This window comes from Streptomyces sp. NBC_00353 (genome assembly GCF_036108815.1).
GTDB lineage: Bacteria > Actinomycetota > Actinomycetes > Streptomycetales > Streptomycetaceae > Streptomyces.
This window is the reverse complement of record NZ_CP107985.1, coordinates 1,554,386-1,570,044: the sequence shown is the minus strand read 5'-3', so window position 1 is coordinate 1,570,044 and position 15,659 is coordinate 1,554,386. Positions and strand designations below refer to the sequence as shown.

Annotated in this window: 14 protein-coding genes and 1 pseudogene; 9 read left to right on the top strand and 6 right to left on the bottom strand. The window is 68.6% G+C overall.

All coding sequences use genetic code 11. From position 1 onward, the window contains the following. Nucleotides 1-420 precede the first annotated feature (420 nt). Nucleotides 421-1,908 carry a MocR-like transcription factor YczR gene (gene yczR, locus OHA88_RS07500; RefSeq protein WP_328624779.1) on the bottom strand — a complete coding sequence of 496 codons (1,488 nt, stop codon included), beginning with the start codon at nt 1,906-1,908 and terminating at the stop codon, nt 421-423. A gap of 179 nt (nt 1,909-2,087) precedes the next feature. Between yczR and yczE the strand changes: the two genes are divergently transcribed. The 5 genes from yczE (at nt 2,088) to OHA88_RS07475 (ending at nt 6,269) form a co-directional block, all read left to right on the top strand. Further along, nucleotides 2,088-2,780 (top strand): membrane protein YczE, encoded by a 693-nt coding sequence (gene yczE, locus OHA88_RS07495; protein ID WP_328624778.1) that lies wholly within the window; start codon nt 2,088-2,090, stop codon nt 2,778-2,780. Nucleotides 2,781-2,925: 145 nt separating this feature from the next. Further along, nucleotides 2,926-3,273: a VOC family protein gene (locus OHA88_RS07490; RefSeq protein WP_328624777.1), complete on the top strand. Its 348-nt coding sequence runs from the start codon at nt 2,926-2,928 to the stop codon at nt 3,271-3,273. Nucleotides 3,274-3,447: 174 nt separating this feature from the next. After that, a complete protein-coding gene (locus OHA88_RS07485; RefSeq protein WP_327128196.1) occupies nt 3,448-3,657 on the top strand; it encodes a ferredoxin in 210 nt (69 codons plus the stop codon). Further along, on the top strand, nt 3,654-5,036 hold the full coding sequence (locus tag OHA88_RS07480; protein ID WP_267008782.1) for an NAD(P)/FAD-dependent oxidoreductase: 1,383 nt from the start codon (nt 3,654-3,656) through the stop codon (nt 5,034-5,036). The genes OHA88_RS07485 and OHA88_RS07480 overlap by 4 nt, the downstream gene beginning before the upstream one ends. A 12-nt stretch (nt 5,037-5,048) precedes the next feature. After that, a complete protein-coding gene (locus OHA88_RS07475) occupies nt 5,049-6,269 on the top strand; it encodes a cytochrome P450 (protein WP_328624776.1) in 1,221 nt (406 codons plus the stop codon). A gap of 67 nt (nt 6,270-6,336) precedes the next feature. Here the strand turns inward: OHA88_RS07475 and OHA88_RS07470 are convergent, their stop codons facing one another. Further along, the gene (locus OHA88_RS07470) at nt 6,337-7,854 is read right to left on the bottom strand and encodes a glutamate synthase subunit beta (protein WP_328624775.1); all 1,518 of its coding nucleotides are present in this window, start codon (nt 7,852-7,854) and stop codon (nt 6,337-6,339) included. 217 nt (nt 7,855-8,071) lie between these two features. Further along, the gene (locus OHA88_RS07465) at nt 8,072-8,692 is read right to left on the bottom strand and encodes an L-threonylcarbamoyladenylate synthase (RefSeq protein ID WP_328624774.1); all 621 of its coding nucleotides are present in this window, start codon (nt 8,690-8,692) and stop codon (nt 8,072-8,074) included. Nucleotides 8,693-8,913: 221 nt separating this feature from the next. Between OHA88_RS07465 and OHA88_RS07460 the strand changes: the two genes are divergently transcribed. Next, nucleotides 8,914-10,332: a DEAD/DEAH box helicase gene (locus OHA88_RS07460; RefSeq protein WP_328624773.1), complete on the top strand. Its 1,419-nt coding sequence runs from the start codon at nt 8,914-8,916 to the stop codon at nt 10,330-10,332. A 185-nt stretch (nt 10,333-10,517) separates the two neighbouring features. Here OHA88_RS07460 and OHA88_RS07455 read toward each other — a convergent pair whose 3' ends face one another. Next, entirely contained in the window at nt 10,518-10,955 is a 438-nt protein-coding gene (locus tag OHA88_RS07455) for a hypothetical protein (protein ID WP_328624772.1), read from the bottom strand. Between the two features lie 302 nt (nt 10,956-11,257). Between OHA88_RS07455 and OHA88_RS44545 the strand changes: the two are divergent. Next, nucleotides 11,258-11,425: pseudogene (locus OHA88_RS44545) on the top strand (aminoglycoside phosphotransferase); the annotation flags it as partial. 50 nt (nt 11,426-11,475) lie between these two features. After that, nucleotides 11,476-12,249, top strand: coding sequence for a MerR family transcriptional regulator (locus tag OHA88_RS07450; RefSeq protein ID WP_425896503.1), 774 nt, complete (start codon nt 11,476-11,478; stop codon nt 12,247-12,249). Nucleotides 12,250-12,495: 246 nt separating this feature from the next. On the opposite strand, the gene OHA88_RS07445 is transcribed toward OHA88_RS07450, so the two are convergent. Further along, a complete protein-coding gene (locus OHA88_RS07445; RefSeq protein ID WP_328624770.1) occupies nt 12,496-13,449 on the bottom strand; it encodes a LysR family transcriptional regulator in 954 nt (317 codons plus the stop codon). 219 nt (nt 13,450-13,668) lie between these two features. Then, complete coding sequence (locus tag OHA88_RS07440; protein WP_328624769.1) at nt 13,669-14,364, bottom strand: type 1 glutamine amidotransferase domain-containing protein; 696 nt, start codon at nt 14,362-14,364, stop codon at nt 13,669-13,671. Between the two features lie 351 nt (nt 14,365-14,715). Between OHA88_RS07440 and OHA88_RS07435 the strand changes: the two genes are divergently transcribed. After that, nucleotides 14,716-15,648 (top strand): NADP-dependent oxidoreductase, encoded by a 933-nt coding sequence (locus OHA88_RS07435; RefSeq protein ID WP_425896630.1) that lies wholly within the window; start codon nt 14,716-14,718, stop codon nt 15,646-15,648. Nucleotides 15,649-15,659: the final 11 nt, after the last annotated feature.

The window sequence follows — 15,659 nt, the reverse complement described above, 5'->3', positions numbered from 1 at the left end:
CCGATAGCCGGCGAGCGTGCCTCCGGAGAACGCGGTGTCCGGGCCGGGACCTTGCTGGTCTGCCCGGGACCCGTTGGCGGACGGCCGGTGCTGAGCATCGCAGCAGTGGGCGGCAGTGCGCCGACGGTGATCGCGGGCGGTGCACCGGGGCGAACCCGAGTGCCGTTTCCTGGGCCGCTGGACGACGCATGGCCAGACGGAGCCGATCCACTCACTGCCATCGACCTGTCGTTCGGCGACTGGACGCTGCCGGGCGGCGCAAAGGACGCGGTGTTCGACAACACGGTTGTGGCCTGCACCGATCACCGCAACGAGTCAGGAGGCCGTGGGCCCGCTGCGTATGTGTCTGCGACAGCACCCTTCTGTCAATCCTGGGCACTGGATGACGAGCCATTGCTGCACCAACCGGCGGGGATGCCGTCAGGCGACCCAATGCGGCCGTCGGCCGGCGGACGAGGGCGGGAGGCCGTCGGCGAGCGCGGTGGCCATGCGACGCACGGCCTCGCGCAGGGTGTCGGGAGGCGTTGTGTACGGGATGCGGAGGCGCTGTTCGAAGATGCCGGGGTCGGTGGCGAAGTAGGCGCCGCCCTCGATCCGCACCCCGTAGTCCAGGGCGCGCTCGGCCAGCGGTGAGGCGATGGGCTCGCCCAGGTCGACCCACAGGGAGAGACCGCCGGGCGGGAGCTGCCAGGTCCACTGTGGAATGTGCTCGGCCAGGGCAGCAGCCAGGGCAGCGCGCTGCTCGCGCATGTGTTCCAGGCGTGGCGGCAACAGCTCCTCGGCCCGCGCCAGCAGGGCGAGGGCCAGGAGCTGGTCCAGGACCGAGCCGCCCATGTCGGTGGCGATCCGCTGGCCGGCGAGCTCGGTCACCAGCTGCGACGGGGCACGTAGCCAGCCGATGCGCAGACCGCCCCAGTGGGTCTTGCTCATCGAGCCGATGGTGATGACCTGGCCGGTCCCCCCGGGCGTGGCATGGGCGGCGAAGGGCAGCGGGGCCGGGACGTCGAGGGCGAGGTCGGCCAGGGTCTCGTCGATGACCAGCCAGGTGCCGGAGCGCTGAGCGGCGCGCAGGATGCGGACGCGCTCCTCATCGGGCATGAGGCAACCGGTCGGATTGTGGAAGTCGGGGATCAGATAGGCCAGTTGGGGCACCACTTGGTGCAGGGTCGATTCGATGATCTCGATATCCCAGCCGGTATCGGTCACCGGGACCGACACGGTACGGAGGTGGGCGCGGCGCATGGCCTCCAGGGCGTTCGGGTAGGACGGATTCTCGACCATGATCCGGTCGCCAGGTCGGCACAGCAGCCCCATGACCAGCGTGAGTGCGTGCTGGGCGCCTGAGGTGAGCAGGATCTGTTCGGGCACGGTGGCCAGGCCGCGCCGAGTGAAACGCTCGGCGATGGCGGCGCGCAGTTCCGCAAGACCGTAGGGGTGATAGCCGGGCGTGTGAGCGTGTTCGGCCAGCCGAGGGGCGACCTGGACGAGGGTGTCGACGAGGGTCTGTTCCGGCAGACCGGGGGCGGCCCTGGCCAGGTCGATCGCGGTGTCCTGCGGTCCGAGGAGTCGGGTGATGCCGCTGGGCGTACGGCCTTCCGGCAGGGCAGTCCAGGTACCGGAGCCCTGACGGCTGTGCGCGTAGCCGCTCTCGCGCAGCAGGTCGTACACGGCGGTGACGGTGGCCCTGCTGGTGTTCAGAGCGGTGGCCAGCTCCCGCTCGGCGGGCAGTCTGACGTGCAACGCGATCCGTCCGTCCAGGATCAGCGCGCTGATCGCCCGGGCCAGGTGACGGTAGGCGGGCCTCATTCCGGTCGGGTCGGGCAGCAGCGCGGCGAGCTGTCGGCTTCCCAGGGTCCGGCCGGTGCGGTTCACCCGGTCCACCGGCTGGAACGGATTCGAGTCGGCCATACCACTCTCCCCGGATTGGCTGTGTTGTCTGGGCCAATCACTGTACAGACTCGCCACCTGTGGCCTTGAGCCACCCGAACTCGCTGGAGGCGACTGGTATGGAGCAGAAGAACACGGACCGCTGCGAGCGCGGACTCCGGCGCCGTCACGAGGAACGCAGTGCCGCTCCACCGGTGCCCATGACGCGCCCGTCTCCGCCGTCCCTCACCTATGTCCCCCTCGGTGAGCACTTGCGCAGGCGTCTTCCCCAACTGTTCATCGGCCTCGCCCTGTACGGATTCAGCCTCTCGCTCATGGTCCGCGCCTCGCTGGGCGTCAACCCCTGGAGCGTCCTCAACGAGGGTCTGGAGCACCACACCTCCCTGAGCTTCGGCACGATCACGGGCGCCGTCGGTGTTCTCGTGCTCCTGCTGTGGATCCCGCTCAAGCAGCGGCCGACGTTCGGAACCGTCGCGAACATCGTCGTCCTGGCGTGTTCATCCGACCTCGGTCTCCTGCTCATCCCCGAGCACCTCGCCTTCCCTGCCCGGGTCGGCCTGCTCGTCGGGGGTGTCTTCCTCAACGGGTTGTCCGTCGCCGTCTACGTCGGCGCGCGCTTCGGCCCCGGCCCCCGGGACGGGTTGATGACCGGTGCGTCCGCCGCAACCGGGCTTTCCATCCGGCTCATCCGCACCCTGATCGAGATCACCGTGCTCGGCGCGGGCTGGCTGCTCGGCGGGAGCGTGGGTGTGGGCACGGTGCTGTACGCGCTCGCGGTCGGCCCGACCACGCAGTTCTTCATGCCGTGGTTCGCCTACCGGAGCGCTGCTGAACGCGCTGCGACGGTAGCGCGATCCGCGAGGGCGACCCGGACTGCTCCGGTCAGGGCTTGAGAGGGACGCACGGGAGCGGCTGAATGACGGTGACTCAGTCACTCCTGCTCGGGGCGAGGGCCCTTAGCCTGGAGCCCGTCACGAGAGTGCGTGCCCGAGCTTTCCTGGGGCGGCTCATAGACATGATTACTTCATGGAGGCGTTGATGGCCGTTCGCCGTGTCGTGCCCAACATTCAGTCGGAGACCGTACAGGAGAGCCGCGACTTCTACGGTCTGTTGGGCCTCGAAGAGGTCATGAACCACGGCTGGATCATGACGGTTGCCTCTCCGTCCGCTCCGACGGCACAGGTCAGCTTCATGACGCACGACAAGACGGCACCGGTCGTGCCCGACATGAGCATCGAGGTGGACGATGTGGACGCGGCCTACGCGGTCGTGCGTGACAGTGGTGCGGAGATCCTGCACCCGTTGCAGGACGAGGAGTGGGGAGTGCGCCGGTTCTTCGTCCGTGACCCCAACGGTCGGGTCGTCAACGTGCTGGGCCACCGATAGGGGTCATCGCGACTGCTGTTCCGGGAACCGGTGCTTCCCCGGCGCGCTGTCCGCCGCAGCCACTGCCCTTCCTGACCGGTCGGTCTGCGAACCCGGATGGACCAGCACCGTTCGCGTCGGCCGCCGGCAGGCATTAGGACAGAGATGACGGGTGGCAGGGAGGAGCGGGCCGGGATGCAGATCGTCGTCGACCTCAATCGCTGCCAGGGGTATGCGCAGTGCGTGTTTCTCGCACCGCAGGTGTTCGAGCTGCATGGCGAGGAGGCCCTGATGTTCACGCCGACCGTGCCCGAGGATCAGCATGAGCGCGTGCGCCGGGCAGCGGCGGCCTGTCCGGTGCAGGCCATCCTCGTCGGCGAGCCGGCGGGCGTCGGCGCTCCGTGAGCGGCGTCGGCCGGATCGTCGTCGTCGGTGCGTCGCTGGCTGGTCTGCGCGCCGCCGAGACGTTGCGTGACGAAGGCTTCGCCGGATCGCTGACCCTCGTCGGGGAGGAGCCACACCCTCCTTACGACAGACCACCGTTGTCCAAGCAGGTGCTGCTCGGGCGGGTACACGCGCATGACGTCGGGCTGCCGAGCCGCCGCGAGGTGGACGCGCGATGGAAGCTCGGTGTCCGTGCCGTCGGGGTCGACCCGATCAAGAAGCGGGTGGTCCTCGCCGACGGCGAAGAGCTTCCCTTCGACCGGCTGCTGATCGCCACCGGGACCCGGGCCCGCCCCTGGGCGAACTCCGACGAAGCCCGCCTGGACGGCGTACTCACCCTGCGTACGAACGACGACGCGGCCCGTCTCGCCGAACTCCTCGACGCAGGACCGCGCCGGGTCCTGGTGATCGGCGCCGGATTCATCGGCTCGGAGATCGCGTCCGCCTGCCGGGAGCGCGGTCTCGACGTGACGGTCGCCGAACGCGGACCCTCGCCTCTCGTCGGCGCGCTCGGCGGGACACTCGGCAGCTATGCGGGGCGGCTGCAGCGGGCACACGGGGTCGACCTGCGCTGCGGCGTGACCGTTACCGCTCTGAAGGGCAGCAACGGCCGGCTCACGGGCGCCGAGTTCTCCGACGGCCGCCGGATCGATGCCGATGTCGCCGTGGTCGCGTTGGGAGCCATCCGCAATACCGAATGGCTTGACGGATCAGGCCTGGCCGCGGGCCCCCGCGGCGTCGCTTGCGACGCGGGGTGCCGCGCCTTCGACATGTACGGGATCGTCACCGACGACGTCTTCGTCGCCGGAGACGTGGCACGCTTCCCGCATCCGCTGTTCGAGTACCAGATGCTCTCCCTCGAACACTGGGGCAACGCGGTTGCGCAGGCCGAAGTGGCGGCCCACAACATGATCAGCCCGGGACCACGCAGGCGCCCGCACCTGTCGGTGCCCGCCTTCTGGTCCAGCCAGTTCGGCCTCAACATCAAGTCCGTGGGCGTACCGACCTTCTCCGATCAAGTGGTCATCGCCCAGGGCTCGTTGCACGAGGGCCGGTTCGTTGCCGTCTACGGCTACCGGGGACGTGTCACCGCGGCGGTCAGTGTGAACCGCGCCAAGTGGCTGGAGCACTACCAGTACCTCATCGAGACGGCGGCACCGTTTCCACCCGCTCCCGGTGCCGCCGACCGGTCCGGTTCGCCCGCGCCCGTCCCCTCCGACGTGCCGTCCCCTCAGCTGCTCTCGCACGGTCCGACCGTGGCCCTCACCGGTCATCTGCCGGACCGGCACCTGATTCTGGTGCGGGCCGAATCACCCCCGACCGCCGCCCACGCTCGATGAGGAGCCTCACGCATGCCCTCGGACACCCTCTTTGAACGCATCACCGATTACGCGAACCGCGCCGACCCGTATCCGCTCTACGCAGAACTTCGCGAGAACGGCGTGTCACGACAGAGCGATGGCAGCTACCTGGTGGGCACCTACCATGAGATCGCCGCCCTGCTCCACGACCCGCGGATCAGTTCGGACCTTCGTAACCGAACGGATCCGGACGAACTGCTGGCCAGGTCGGACGACATGCCGCCGGCCTTCATCGGTGTCGACGACCCCGAACACGACCGGCTCCGCCGCATCGCCATGCGCCCTTTCGGTCCGCCGCACTCCCCGGGACGGATCGACGCCCTGCAGGGCGACATCACTCGGATCGCCGAGGAACTGATCCACGAGTTCCGGGGCAGGGACCGGATCGACATCGTCGACGATTTCGCCTACCCGCTGCCCGTCACTGTGATCTGCGGGCTCCTGGGCGTGCCCCAGGAAGATGTGCCCCGCATCCGTGTCTGGACGAACGCCATCATCGCCGGCTTCGACTTCAGGCACGGGGAGGACCCGGAGCAGCGTCGACAGTCGGCCGTGGAGGCGCGGGAGGCGATGGCGCACTATCTGGGGGACCTCGCCGAAGAGCGGCGTGGCCACCCGACCGGCGACATGCTCTCCGCGCTGGCCAACGACGAAGGACCCGAAGGCCGTCTCACCCAGCCGGAACTGATGGCCACAGCTGTACTGCTGCTCATCGCCGGTCACGAGACGACCGTCAACCTGATCACCAACGGCATGCTCACCCTCCTGCGCCACCCCGACATCCTGGCGAAGTTGCGCGCCGAGCCCGAACTCATGCCGAGGGCCGTGGAGGAACTGCTGCGCTACGAGCCCCCCGTCCAGTTCCTGCCGCAGCGCTCACCGCTCACCGACATCGAAGTCGCGGGCGTCACCATTCCCAAGGGCGCCTCTCTGATCCTTGTGCTCGCCTCCGGCAACCGGGACCCCCTGAGGTTCGACGACCCGGACCGCTTCGACCCGATGCGTGAGGACAATCAGCACTTCGGCTTCGGTAGTGGCATCCACAACTGCTTCGGCGCCCCGCTCGCCCGTGTCGAGGCACAGATCGCACTCAATGTGCTCCTCCGCAGCTTCGACGACCCCCGCCTGGTCGAGGACCCGCCCCCGTACCGGCGCAGTCCCGTGCTGCGTGGTCCTCGTCATCTCGTGATCCAGCACGCCGCAGGAACGTAGCCGGCAGGTCGTTGTGGCTCCCGGCGAAACAGCGAACGTGATCGTGGGCACGGGATACCGGAAGTGCTCATGCCACCAGGGGGCGGTCCCTCGGGGCTACGGGGGCCGGCAGCTCCGTGGAGCCGCTCAGATAGCGGTCCGCCGCGGCCGCGGCGGACCGTCCCTCTGCGATGGCCCACACCACAAGGGACTGGCCACGTCCCGCGTCGCCGGCGATGAAGACCCCTTGAGCCCCGGTACGGACCGTCCGCTCGGCGCTCCGGGCCCGCTCCGTCGTCTCGGCGGCGAAGTCGGCATGCCGCGCGAAGTTGCCCCGGTCGTCCAGCGTGAGCGCGAGCTGCTTCATCAGACCGGTGCCCCGTTCAGGACCGTAGAAGCCGAGCGCGAGCAGGACCAGATCCGCCGAGATCACGTGCTCGGTGTCCGGCCGCGGTCTTCTGTCCTCGGGTTCCACTTCCGTCAGGCGGATGCCGCGCACGTGACCGTGCCGGTCCCCTTCGAGACGGAGGGTGGCGGAGGAGAAGATTCGCGGATCCGTACCCTCCCGTTCCCGGCCCTCTTCATGGGCATGGGAGATCCGGTAGACCTTCGGATACGTGGGCCAGGGCTCGGTGTCCCGCCGGGCCTCGCCGGGCTCCGGATTGATGTCCAGCTGGACCACGGACGTCGCTCCCTGACGCAGGGCGGTGCCCAGACAGTCCGAACCGGTGTCCCCGCCTCCGATGATCACTACGTGCTTGCCCTCGGCTGTGACGGGGGACGAGACGTAGTCACCCTCCCTGACCCGGTTGGCGAAGGTCAGGTAGTCCATGGCCTGACAAATGCCGTGCAGCTCACGGCCGGGGACAGGCAGCTCCCGTTGTCCCCTGGCTCCGACGGCCACGACCACCGCGTCGTGACGTCTTGTGAGCTCGATGGCGTCGAGATCGCTGCCGACGTCCACACCCGTGCGGAACTTCGTGCCCTCCGACCGCATCTGCTCGATGCGGCGGTTCAAGTGCTGCTTCTCCATCTTGAACGCGGGTATGCCGTAGCGCAGCAGTCCGCCGATACGGTCGGCGCGCTCGTAGACGGCGACGGTGTGACCGATGCGGGTGAGTTGTTGTGCTGCCGCCAGTCCGGCCGGTCCGGAGCCGATGACGGCGACGGTTTTCCCGCTGAGCCGCTCGGGCGGTCGCGGTGACGCGTACCCGCGCGCCCAGATCTCGTCGGCGATCGCCTGCTCGACGTTCTTGATCGTCACCGGATCAGCATTGATGGTGAGCACGCAGGCGTCCTCACATGGCGCCGGGCAGAGCCGCCCGGTGAACTCCGGGAAGTTGTTCGTCGCGTGCAGTCGCTCGGCGGCGGCCCACCAGTCGTCCTTCGCCGCGTACGCGTTCCACTCGGGGATCAGATTCCCCAGCGGACAGCCGCTGTGGCAGAACGGTATGCCGCAGTCCATGCAGCGCCCCGCCTGCTCGGACACGAGCGGAAGCCGTGCCTGCCCGGCATAGACCTCGTTCCAGTCGCTCAGCCGTTCCTCGACGGGGCGCGCCGGAACGGGCCGACGGGGAACTTTGAGGAAGCCGTGGGGGTCGGTCATGCTCCGCCTCCATCGCCCAATTGCGGTGTACCGGCGTTTTGCTCAGCGTACGCCTGGTTTATGCCCCTTTCATCGGACTGTGGACGTCATTCGACCGTCGGCCGTCGTTCCGCCGCCGCTTCGATGCGGTGCACGCGTTTCGCCTGTTCCAGCGGACGCTCGGGCGGAAGGAGCGCCGACCGCGCGGCTCCCGCCTCCGGCACTCGTGCGGGTACGGCTACTCGAAGCGTGTGGTGTCGCCTGCTCCCCGGCGTACGATCGCCGCTTCGCCCTCGGAGAAGTCGATGACCGTGGTCGGTTCGGTGCCGCAGTCTCCCGAGTCCACCACGGCGTCCACCACGTGGTCGAGCCGCTCCTTGATCTCCCAGCCCTGAGTCATCGGCTCGTCCTCGTCGGGAAGGAGCAGCGTGCTGGACAGCAGCGGCTCACCGAGCTCGGCGACCAGGGCCTGAGCCACAGCATGGTCGGGAATACGGACTCCGACCGTCTTCTTCTTGGGGTGCAGCAGCTGGCGCGGCACCTCCTTCGTCGCAGGGAGGATGAAGGTGTAGCTGCCGGGCGTGGCTGCCTTGATCGCGCGGAACACATCGTTGTCGATGTGCACGAACTGGCCCAGCTGCGCGAAGTCCTCGCACACGAGAGTGAAGTGGTGGCGATCGTCGAGGTTCCGGATCGACCGGATCCGGCTGATGCCGTCACGGTTGCCCAGCTGGCATCCCAGGGCATAACAGGAGTCCGTCGGGTACGCGACGAGCGCACCGGAGCGGATGCTGTCAGCCACGCTGCTGATGGCGCGCCGCTGAGGATTTTCGGGGTGCACGTCAAAGTACTTTGCCATCCGCCGAGCCTATGCGATCCGGACAGCCGTGGTCAGTGACTGGATCGCAGTGGTGAGGCGGCAGACCGCTCCGGTGCTTGAGCGCTTTCACGCTCCCGGTGAGCACCGGCTGCTACCGTTGATGGCCTCCATCATCTTCACTTGCCCGTTCTTGCGGTTTGCCGGCTTCTCCGTCTGCCGGGAATTCCTCGATACGTGCCGCACATCGAGGAAGGCTCTTCATGACGCGCTCAGCTCGCACGAACGCCCCGACGGGTGAATTTGCCCTGCCGGATACGGTCACCCCGGCCCTCCCGGCGGCGGCGTCGTTCGCCGACCTGGACCTGCCGCTCGACCTGCTGGAGACGCTCACCGGCCTCGGCGTGAACCACCCGTTCCCGATCCAGGCGGCGACGCTGCCGAACTCCCTCGCGGGCCGGGACGTCCTGGGCCGAGGGCGCACCGGATCGGGCAAGACTCTGGCTTTCGGCCTGGCGCTGCTCACGCGGATCGCGAGCCGGCGTGCGGAGCCGAAGCAGCCGCTCGGGCTGATCCTCGTCCCCACCAGGGAGCTGGCCCAGCAGGTCGGCGAGGCGCTCACACCGTACGCCCAGGCTCTGAAGCTGCGGATGGTCACAGTGGTCGGCGGTATATCGATCGGCAGGCAGGCCGGTGCGCTGCGGGCCGGGGCCGAGGTCGTCGTAGCGACCCCCGGACGCCTGCACGACCTCATCGAGCGCAAGGACTGCCGGCTGGACCAGGTGCGTATCACCGTGCTGGACGAGGCCGACCAGATGTGCGACATGGGCTTCCTGCCCCAGGTCACCGAACTGCTCGATCAGGTGCGCCCCAACGGGCAGCGGATGCTGTTCTCGGCGACCTTGGACCGCGATGTCGACCTGCTGGTCCGCCGCTACCTCCACGACCCGGTGGTCCACTCGGTCGATCCGTCGGCGGGGGCGGTCACGACGATGGAACACCATGTGCTGACCGTCCACGGCGCTGACCGGTACGCCGTCACGACCGAGATCGCGGCCCGCGACGGCCGGGTGCTCCTCTTCCTGGACACCAAGCATGCGGTCGACCAATTGACCAAGCACCTGCGGGCCAGCGGTGTCCGGGCGGCCGCGCTGCACAGCGGAAAGTCCCAGCCCCAGCGCACGCGCACCCTGGCCCAGTTCAAGAACGGTCAGGTCACCGCACTGGTGGCCACCAACGTCGCAGCCCGGGGCCTGCACGTGGACGACCTCGACCTGGTGGTCAACGTCGACCCGCCCACCGACCACAAGGACTATCTGCACCGTGCGGGGCGCACCGCCCGTGCCGGTGAGTCCGGGAGCGTCGTCACCCTGGTCCCTTCGAGCGGGCGCCGCGAAATGAGCAGGCTCATGGCTGACGCCGGCATCACGCCGAAGATCACCGCGGTGCGCTCGGGCGAGGCGGAACTGAGCCGGATCACCGGTGCCCGGGCCCCTTCCGGTGTTCCCCTCGACGGCGGTCCTGCCGCAGCGCGCCCGAAGAACGGCAATGCCCCCTTCCGCGGCATGGGGACCGCCCGGGGCGAATCCGGGCGCACCGGTGGCGGGTCCCGTCGGGGCGATGACGCCCGCAAGATGGCCGAGGCCCGCAGGGCCGCGCGGGTACGCCGCGGCTCCGAGTAGGTGCCGGGCGGTAAAAGCGCAGATCAGACGCCCTTATCGGATCTGCAGGGGGGCAGGCGGGCCCGGCTTCTTCGGGCAGTGCGACAGGAGGAGAGTCTTCGTCCGCGGCGGTACATGTGGCGCAACTCCGCCGAGTGCGGTAGGCGGCCGTTGAACGCGCTGCGTCGAGTGGCTTGGGCCAACCGTCAGTTCCAGAGCCGGTAGGTCACTTCTCTCGGCATCTGCGGCGGCCTGTGGCCGGTGTAGACGAGGTGCATCCGGGTGTAGTGCTGGTGCCCAGCATGCTTCTGCCATGGCTCCGGGCGGTCGAGCCTGACGGCCACGGGGTAGGAGTGGAACTTGCCTGCAGCACAGTAGGGCACGCAGTCGTTCAGTACGTTGAGCCCGCTGCCCGTGGCGAACTTCGGTTTCCAGGCGGACCACCGGAGCGCGGTGAGGATGCTGTTGCCGTCCCCGCAGGCAATCAGGAACGTGCCTGGGCGTGCTTGAGGGTCCGAGAAGCAGTCGATGATCACGGTGTCGGGCGACTTCGGCTTCGTGGAAGCCGATGCCGGTACGACTGCTGTTGCGAGAGATACCACGGCACAGATCAGGACCGCTGTCTTCAGTTTGAGTCTCTGCATGTCCGCTCCCCAGCAGTCGCTCTCCGGGCCCATGAGGCCTCGCGTACACCCTGCCCGCTCCGCGGTGCGGTCCGCGGATCCGGAGCAGGCGTCCGACGGCGCTTCCGGCCTCTCCTCAACGGATGTTCCGCTATCGACGCTACGGCCGAGCCCGGGGACGCACCACCCACACAGGTAACAACTTCGCAAAGTAGTAAATATGCACCCATCGGCCTTGTCTTCTCTCAGCCCGTGCGCCGAGCGGAATGTGCGCTCCTCATGGTCGACCGGCGCGTGACGCGTACGGAACTCGGCATCGCGGCGTGGGCAACGTCGAGATCGATGTGCGGTTGGTGCGATCCCTGCTGCGTGAGCAGCATCCGGACCTGGCAGGGCTGGGCCTTCGTGCGGTGGACGTCAGGTGGGACAACCAATTGTGGCGTCTCGTCGACGAGTTGGCCGTGCGTTTGCCGCGCACACCACGTGCCCCTCTCATTCGGCCCTTGAACCTCCCGCGACGGGAGGTTCTAGCGTGGTCGACGTGATCGGGAAGGACGCCACCGGACGTCGGTGGAGCATCGGAGACCTTGCACGCGCGAGCGGGCTGACCGTGCGCGCGCTGTACCACTACGACGAGATCGGCCTGCTGAGCGCGAGCGAGCGCACCGTCTCAGGGCACCGCCGCTACACCGAAGGTGATCTGCGGCGGCTGTACCGGGTTCGGGCGCTGCGTGCCCTCGGGCTGTCGCTGGAGCAGATCGCGGGCGTGCTCGAGGACTCGTCGGACGATCTGGTGACGCTGCGCGAACTACTGGCCGCTCAGCTTCGCAGCCTGCAGGAGCAGGCCGAACGCATCCACCTGCTCAGCAATCGGATTCACGGGTTGGTGCGCCAGCTGGACGAATCATCGATGCCCGATCCGGATCAATTCATGACGACCTTGGAGATGATCTCGGTGTACGAGACCGGTTTCACGCAGGACCAGCGGGAGCAACTGGCCGAGCGTAGGGCCGAACTCGGCCCTGACGCCGTGGAGGCGGCCAAGAGCCGATGGGCGGAGCTCGTCGAACAGCTCCTCGACCATGTGCGGGACGACACCCCCGTCGACGATCCGCAGGTGCAGGGCCTCGTCCGGCGCTGGGATGAACTGGGCGCCACGTTCCACGCCGTCGGCGAGCAGGGCGAACGGACCAAGGCCGCAGCTCGGCGCATGTGGCAGGACAACAGCGCCGAACTCAGCCGGGCTCTGCCCTGGCCCGCTGACCGGATGGCCGCTCTGGTCGGCTATCTGGAACGGGCGCGGCAGGCCCGCTGACCAGTCGGCCCCGGCGACACAAGCGGCCGATGAAAGCCGCGCCGCCAGAGCGTTTCCTTTGGATCACCGTGCCGCAGCCTGCCGTAGCGGTCGACAGGCGGAAAAATCCGGCCGTTTGCTGGCTTGACGGTGTGTCAGCCTTCGATGTCATGGACGCGGACGTGTGGAACGAGCAGGTGGCGCAGGGCTACGACAAGTCGCCCGCGCACATGTACACACCCGAAGTCCCGGATCCCACGGTTGACGTCACCAGTTGCGGACGAGGCTCAGCAGGTGGTCCCGGACTCGCGTGACATTCGGGTTGTCGGGGGTGCCCGGGCGCTGCACGAGGTAACTGGTGTTGATGGGCGGGTCGTCCGTCTCATGGAGGAGCGCCAGGGAGCCCCCGGCCATGTCGGTCAGGCACAGGTAACTCGGGAGGACCGAAAACCCGGCGCCCGCCTTGACCGCGGCAAGCACGGCCCGCAGGTCGGGGACGGTCACGGCGGCCTCGCGGTTCAGACGGGCCCCGAAGACGTGACGCCAGTAGCGGCGGACGATCGGAAGGTCGTCCGCGTACGCGATGAGCGGCACCGTCTGCAGTGCGGCGGGGCCCTCGGCAGCCAGAAGTGGCTTGGTGCGCTCGGCCACGGCGGGTGCGGCGACCAGGAGGAACTCCTCGTCGACGAGGGGCACCGAGGCCAGGGTCCGGCCACGCGGGCGGACGGTGGCGATGACGAGGTCGTGTCGGCCGTGCCGCAGCTCGTCCAGGAGCGGGTCGGTCAGTCCTGTCGTGACCCGCAGCCGTACGCCGCCGGCGACGAGCGGGGCGAGGCCCGGCAGGACGCGCTCGGCGAGGAACTCTGCCGGCCCTGCGAGGTGGACGGGGTCGGGGCGCGCGTGCGGTTGCGCGGCGGGATCCCGGCCGGTGGCGGCGAGGGCGTCGAGCGGGCCCGCGACGCGGGTCGCGAGGTCGTGAGCGATCGGAGTGGGGGCGACGCCGCGCGGGAGCCGTTCAAACAGCTCGCGCCCGGTCTGTCGTTCCAGGGAACGGATCTGCGTCGTCACCGTCGGCTGGGACAGGCCCAGCAGATGAGCGGCGGCGGTGAAGGAGCCGACGCGGTAGACGGCGAGGAAGGTACGCAGCAGGTTGAGGTCCGCGAGCGGTGCCGGACCGGAGTGCGGCACCACCCGCGGCTCATCTGAATCCCTATGCTCCATAAAGATAAATATAGGCATTCTTATGGGAGCGAACCCGGCCGCGCAGGTGCCCGGTCGGCTGCCGAAAGGCGTCGCCCTTGCTCCGGACGTGTTGATGGACCGCTGACCGGGACACCCCTGTGGTGGTGGCGGTGTCGTCCATCGTGCGCCGTACGCCATACCTGGTGAGGCAGTTGTCGTTGGCGGCGAGGACCTCTGCGAGCCGGTCGGCACTCATCGTCAGGCCAGCTTCTTGAGGACCTCGATGGCGAGCGGGGCGGACGAGGCGGGGTTCTGGCCGGTGACAAGGTTGCGGTCGACGACGACGTGCGGGACCCACGGCTCGCCCACCTGGACCTCCACGCCCGCCTCGGTCAGACGGTCCTCGAGCAGCCACTTCGCCTTGTCGGCGAAACCGGCCTGGGTCTCCTCGGCGTTCGTGAACGCGGCCACCTTGTAGCCGGCGAACGCGTTGGAACCGTCGGGCTTCTCGGCAGCCAGGAGCGCGGCCGGGGCGTGGCAGACAACCGCGAGCGGCTTGCCGGAGGCGAGGGAGTCGATCAGGATCCGGCCGGAGACCGGGTTGACGGCGAGGTCCTCCATGGGGCCGTGGCCGCCGGGGTAGAACACGGCTGCGTAGTCGTCGAGGTTCACGTCCGTCAGCGTGATCGGGTGCTGGAGCTCGGTGATCGAGGCGAGCGTGGCAGCGACCTTGTCCGCACCCTCCTGCCCGCCATTGAACTCGGGCGCCAGGCTGCCCCTGTCCACGGTCGGGACGACGCCGCCGGGCGTGGCGACAACGATCTCGTGCCCGGCCGCCTTGAACGCCTCGTACGGGGCGACGGCCTCCTCCGCCCAGAAACCGGTGGGGTGTTTCGTGCCGTCGGCCAGCGTCCAGTGGTCGACGCCGGTCATCACGAAAAGGATCTTCGACATGAGTGGTCTCCGGGAACGGGGCCCGCTCGCGGGCCCATGGGATGGGGGAGATTCGGATCGCACGCTCCTACGTTCTGCGAACTCTGACCCTCCGGGTCCAGATCGTCGGCGCGGCGATGTCCTCGAAGTTAGGGCGGCTATCCATACAATTCCAATGGAGATCCCAATGGCAGCCATCGAAATTCCAATGGCTCAGAGGAAACATCGTCCACCCGGCCGACTTGCGCTGATTCCCAGTCCCTACGTGCAGGGCGCGCCGGGATCCCGACGAAAGATCGCATGCATCCCATGGCACGGAACGGCAACGCCCGGCACGCTGGACGCATGACGAACAACACCGACCAGGCCACCATGCGCGCCATCAGTCAGGACGCCTACGGAACCCCGGACGTACTCAGGGAAGTCCGGCTCCCCAAACCTGTCCCGGGCCCGAGTCAGGTTCTGGTCGCCGTCCGGGCGGCCGGCGTCAATCCCACCGACTGGAAGCACCGGGCGAACCGCCTGTTTCTCGACCGCCTTCCGCTCGTTCTCGGCTGGGACGTCTCCGGGGTCGTCGAGGCCGTCGGCTACGGGGTCACCCTCTTCAAGCCGGGCGACGAGGTCTTCGGCATGCTGCCTTACCCGTACGGCGTCGGCTCCCACGCCGAGTACGTGATCGCCCCCGCCCGCGCCCTTACCCACAAGCCGGCCGGCATCGATCACGTCCAGGCGGGCGCACTTCCGCTCGCTGCCCTCACCGCCTACCAGGCACTCGTCGACACCGCCGAAGTCCGTCCCGGGCAGCGCGTCCTCATCCACGCCGCGGCCGGCGGCGTAGGCCACCTCGCCGTACAGATCGCGAAGTCCCTTGGCGCGTACGTGATCGGCACCGCGAGCGCGCCCAAGCACGACTTCGTACGCGAGCTGGGTGCGGACGAAGTCATCGACTACCGCACCGTCGACTTCGCCGACGCCGTTCAGGACATCGACATGGTCCTCGACCCCCTCTCCGGCGAGACCCGCGCCCGCTCCCTCGATGTACTCCGTCCCGGTGGCATCCTCGTCTCCCTCCTGAACGGCGGCTCGCCGCAGGAGGCAGCGAAGGCCGCCGGGCTGGGCATCCGCGTCGAGACGCTCCTGGTCGAGTCCGACCACGCCGGCATGAAGGCGATCGCGGATCTCGTGGCGGCCGGCTCTCTCCGCGCCCACATCGAGGCCACCTTCCCCCTCGCGGATGCGGCCAAGGCCCACGCGCTCGGGGAGACCGGCCGAACGACCGGCAAGATCGTCCTGGTCGTGGAGTAAGTAATCCCGGG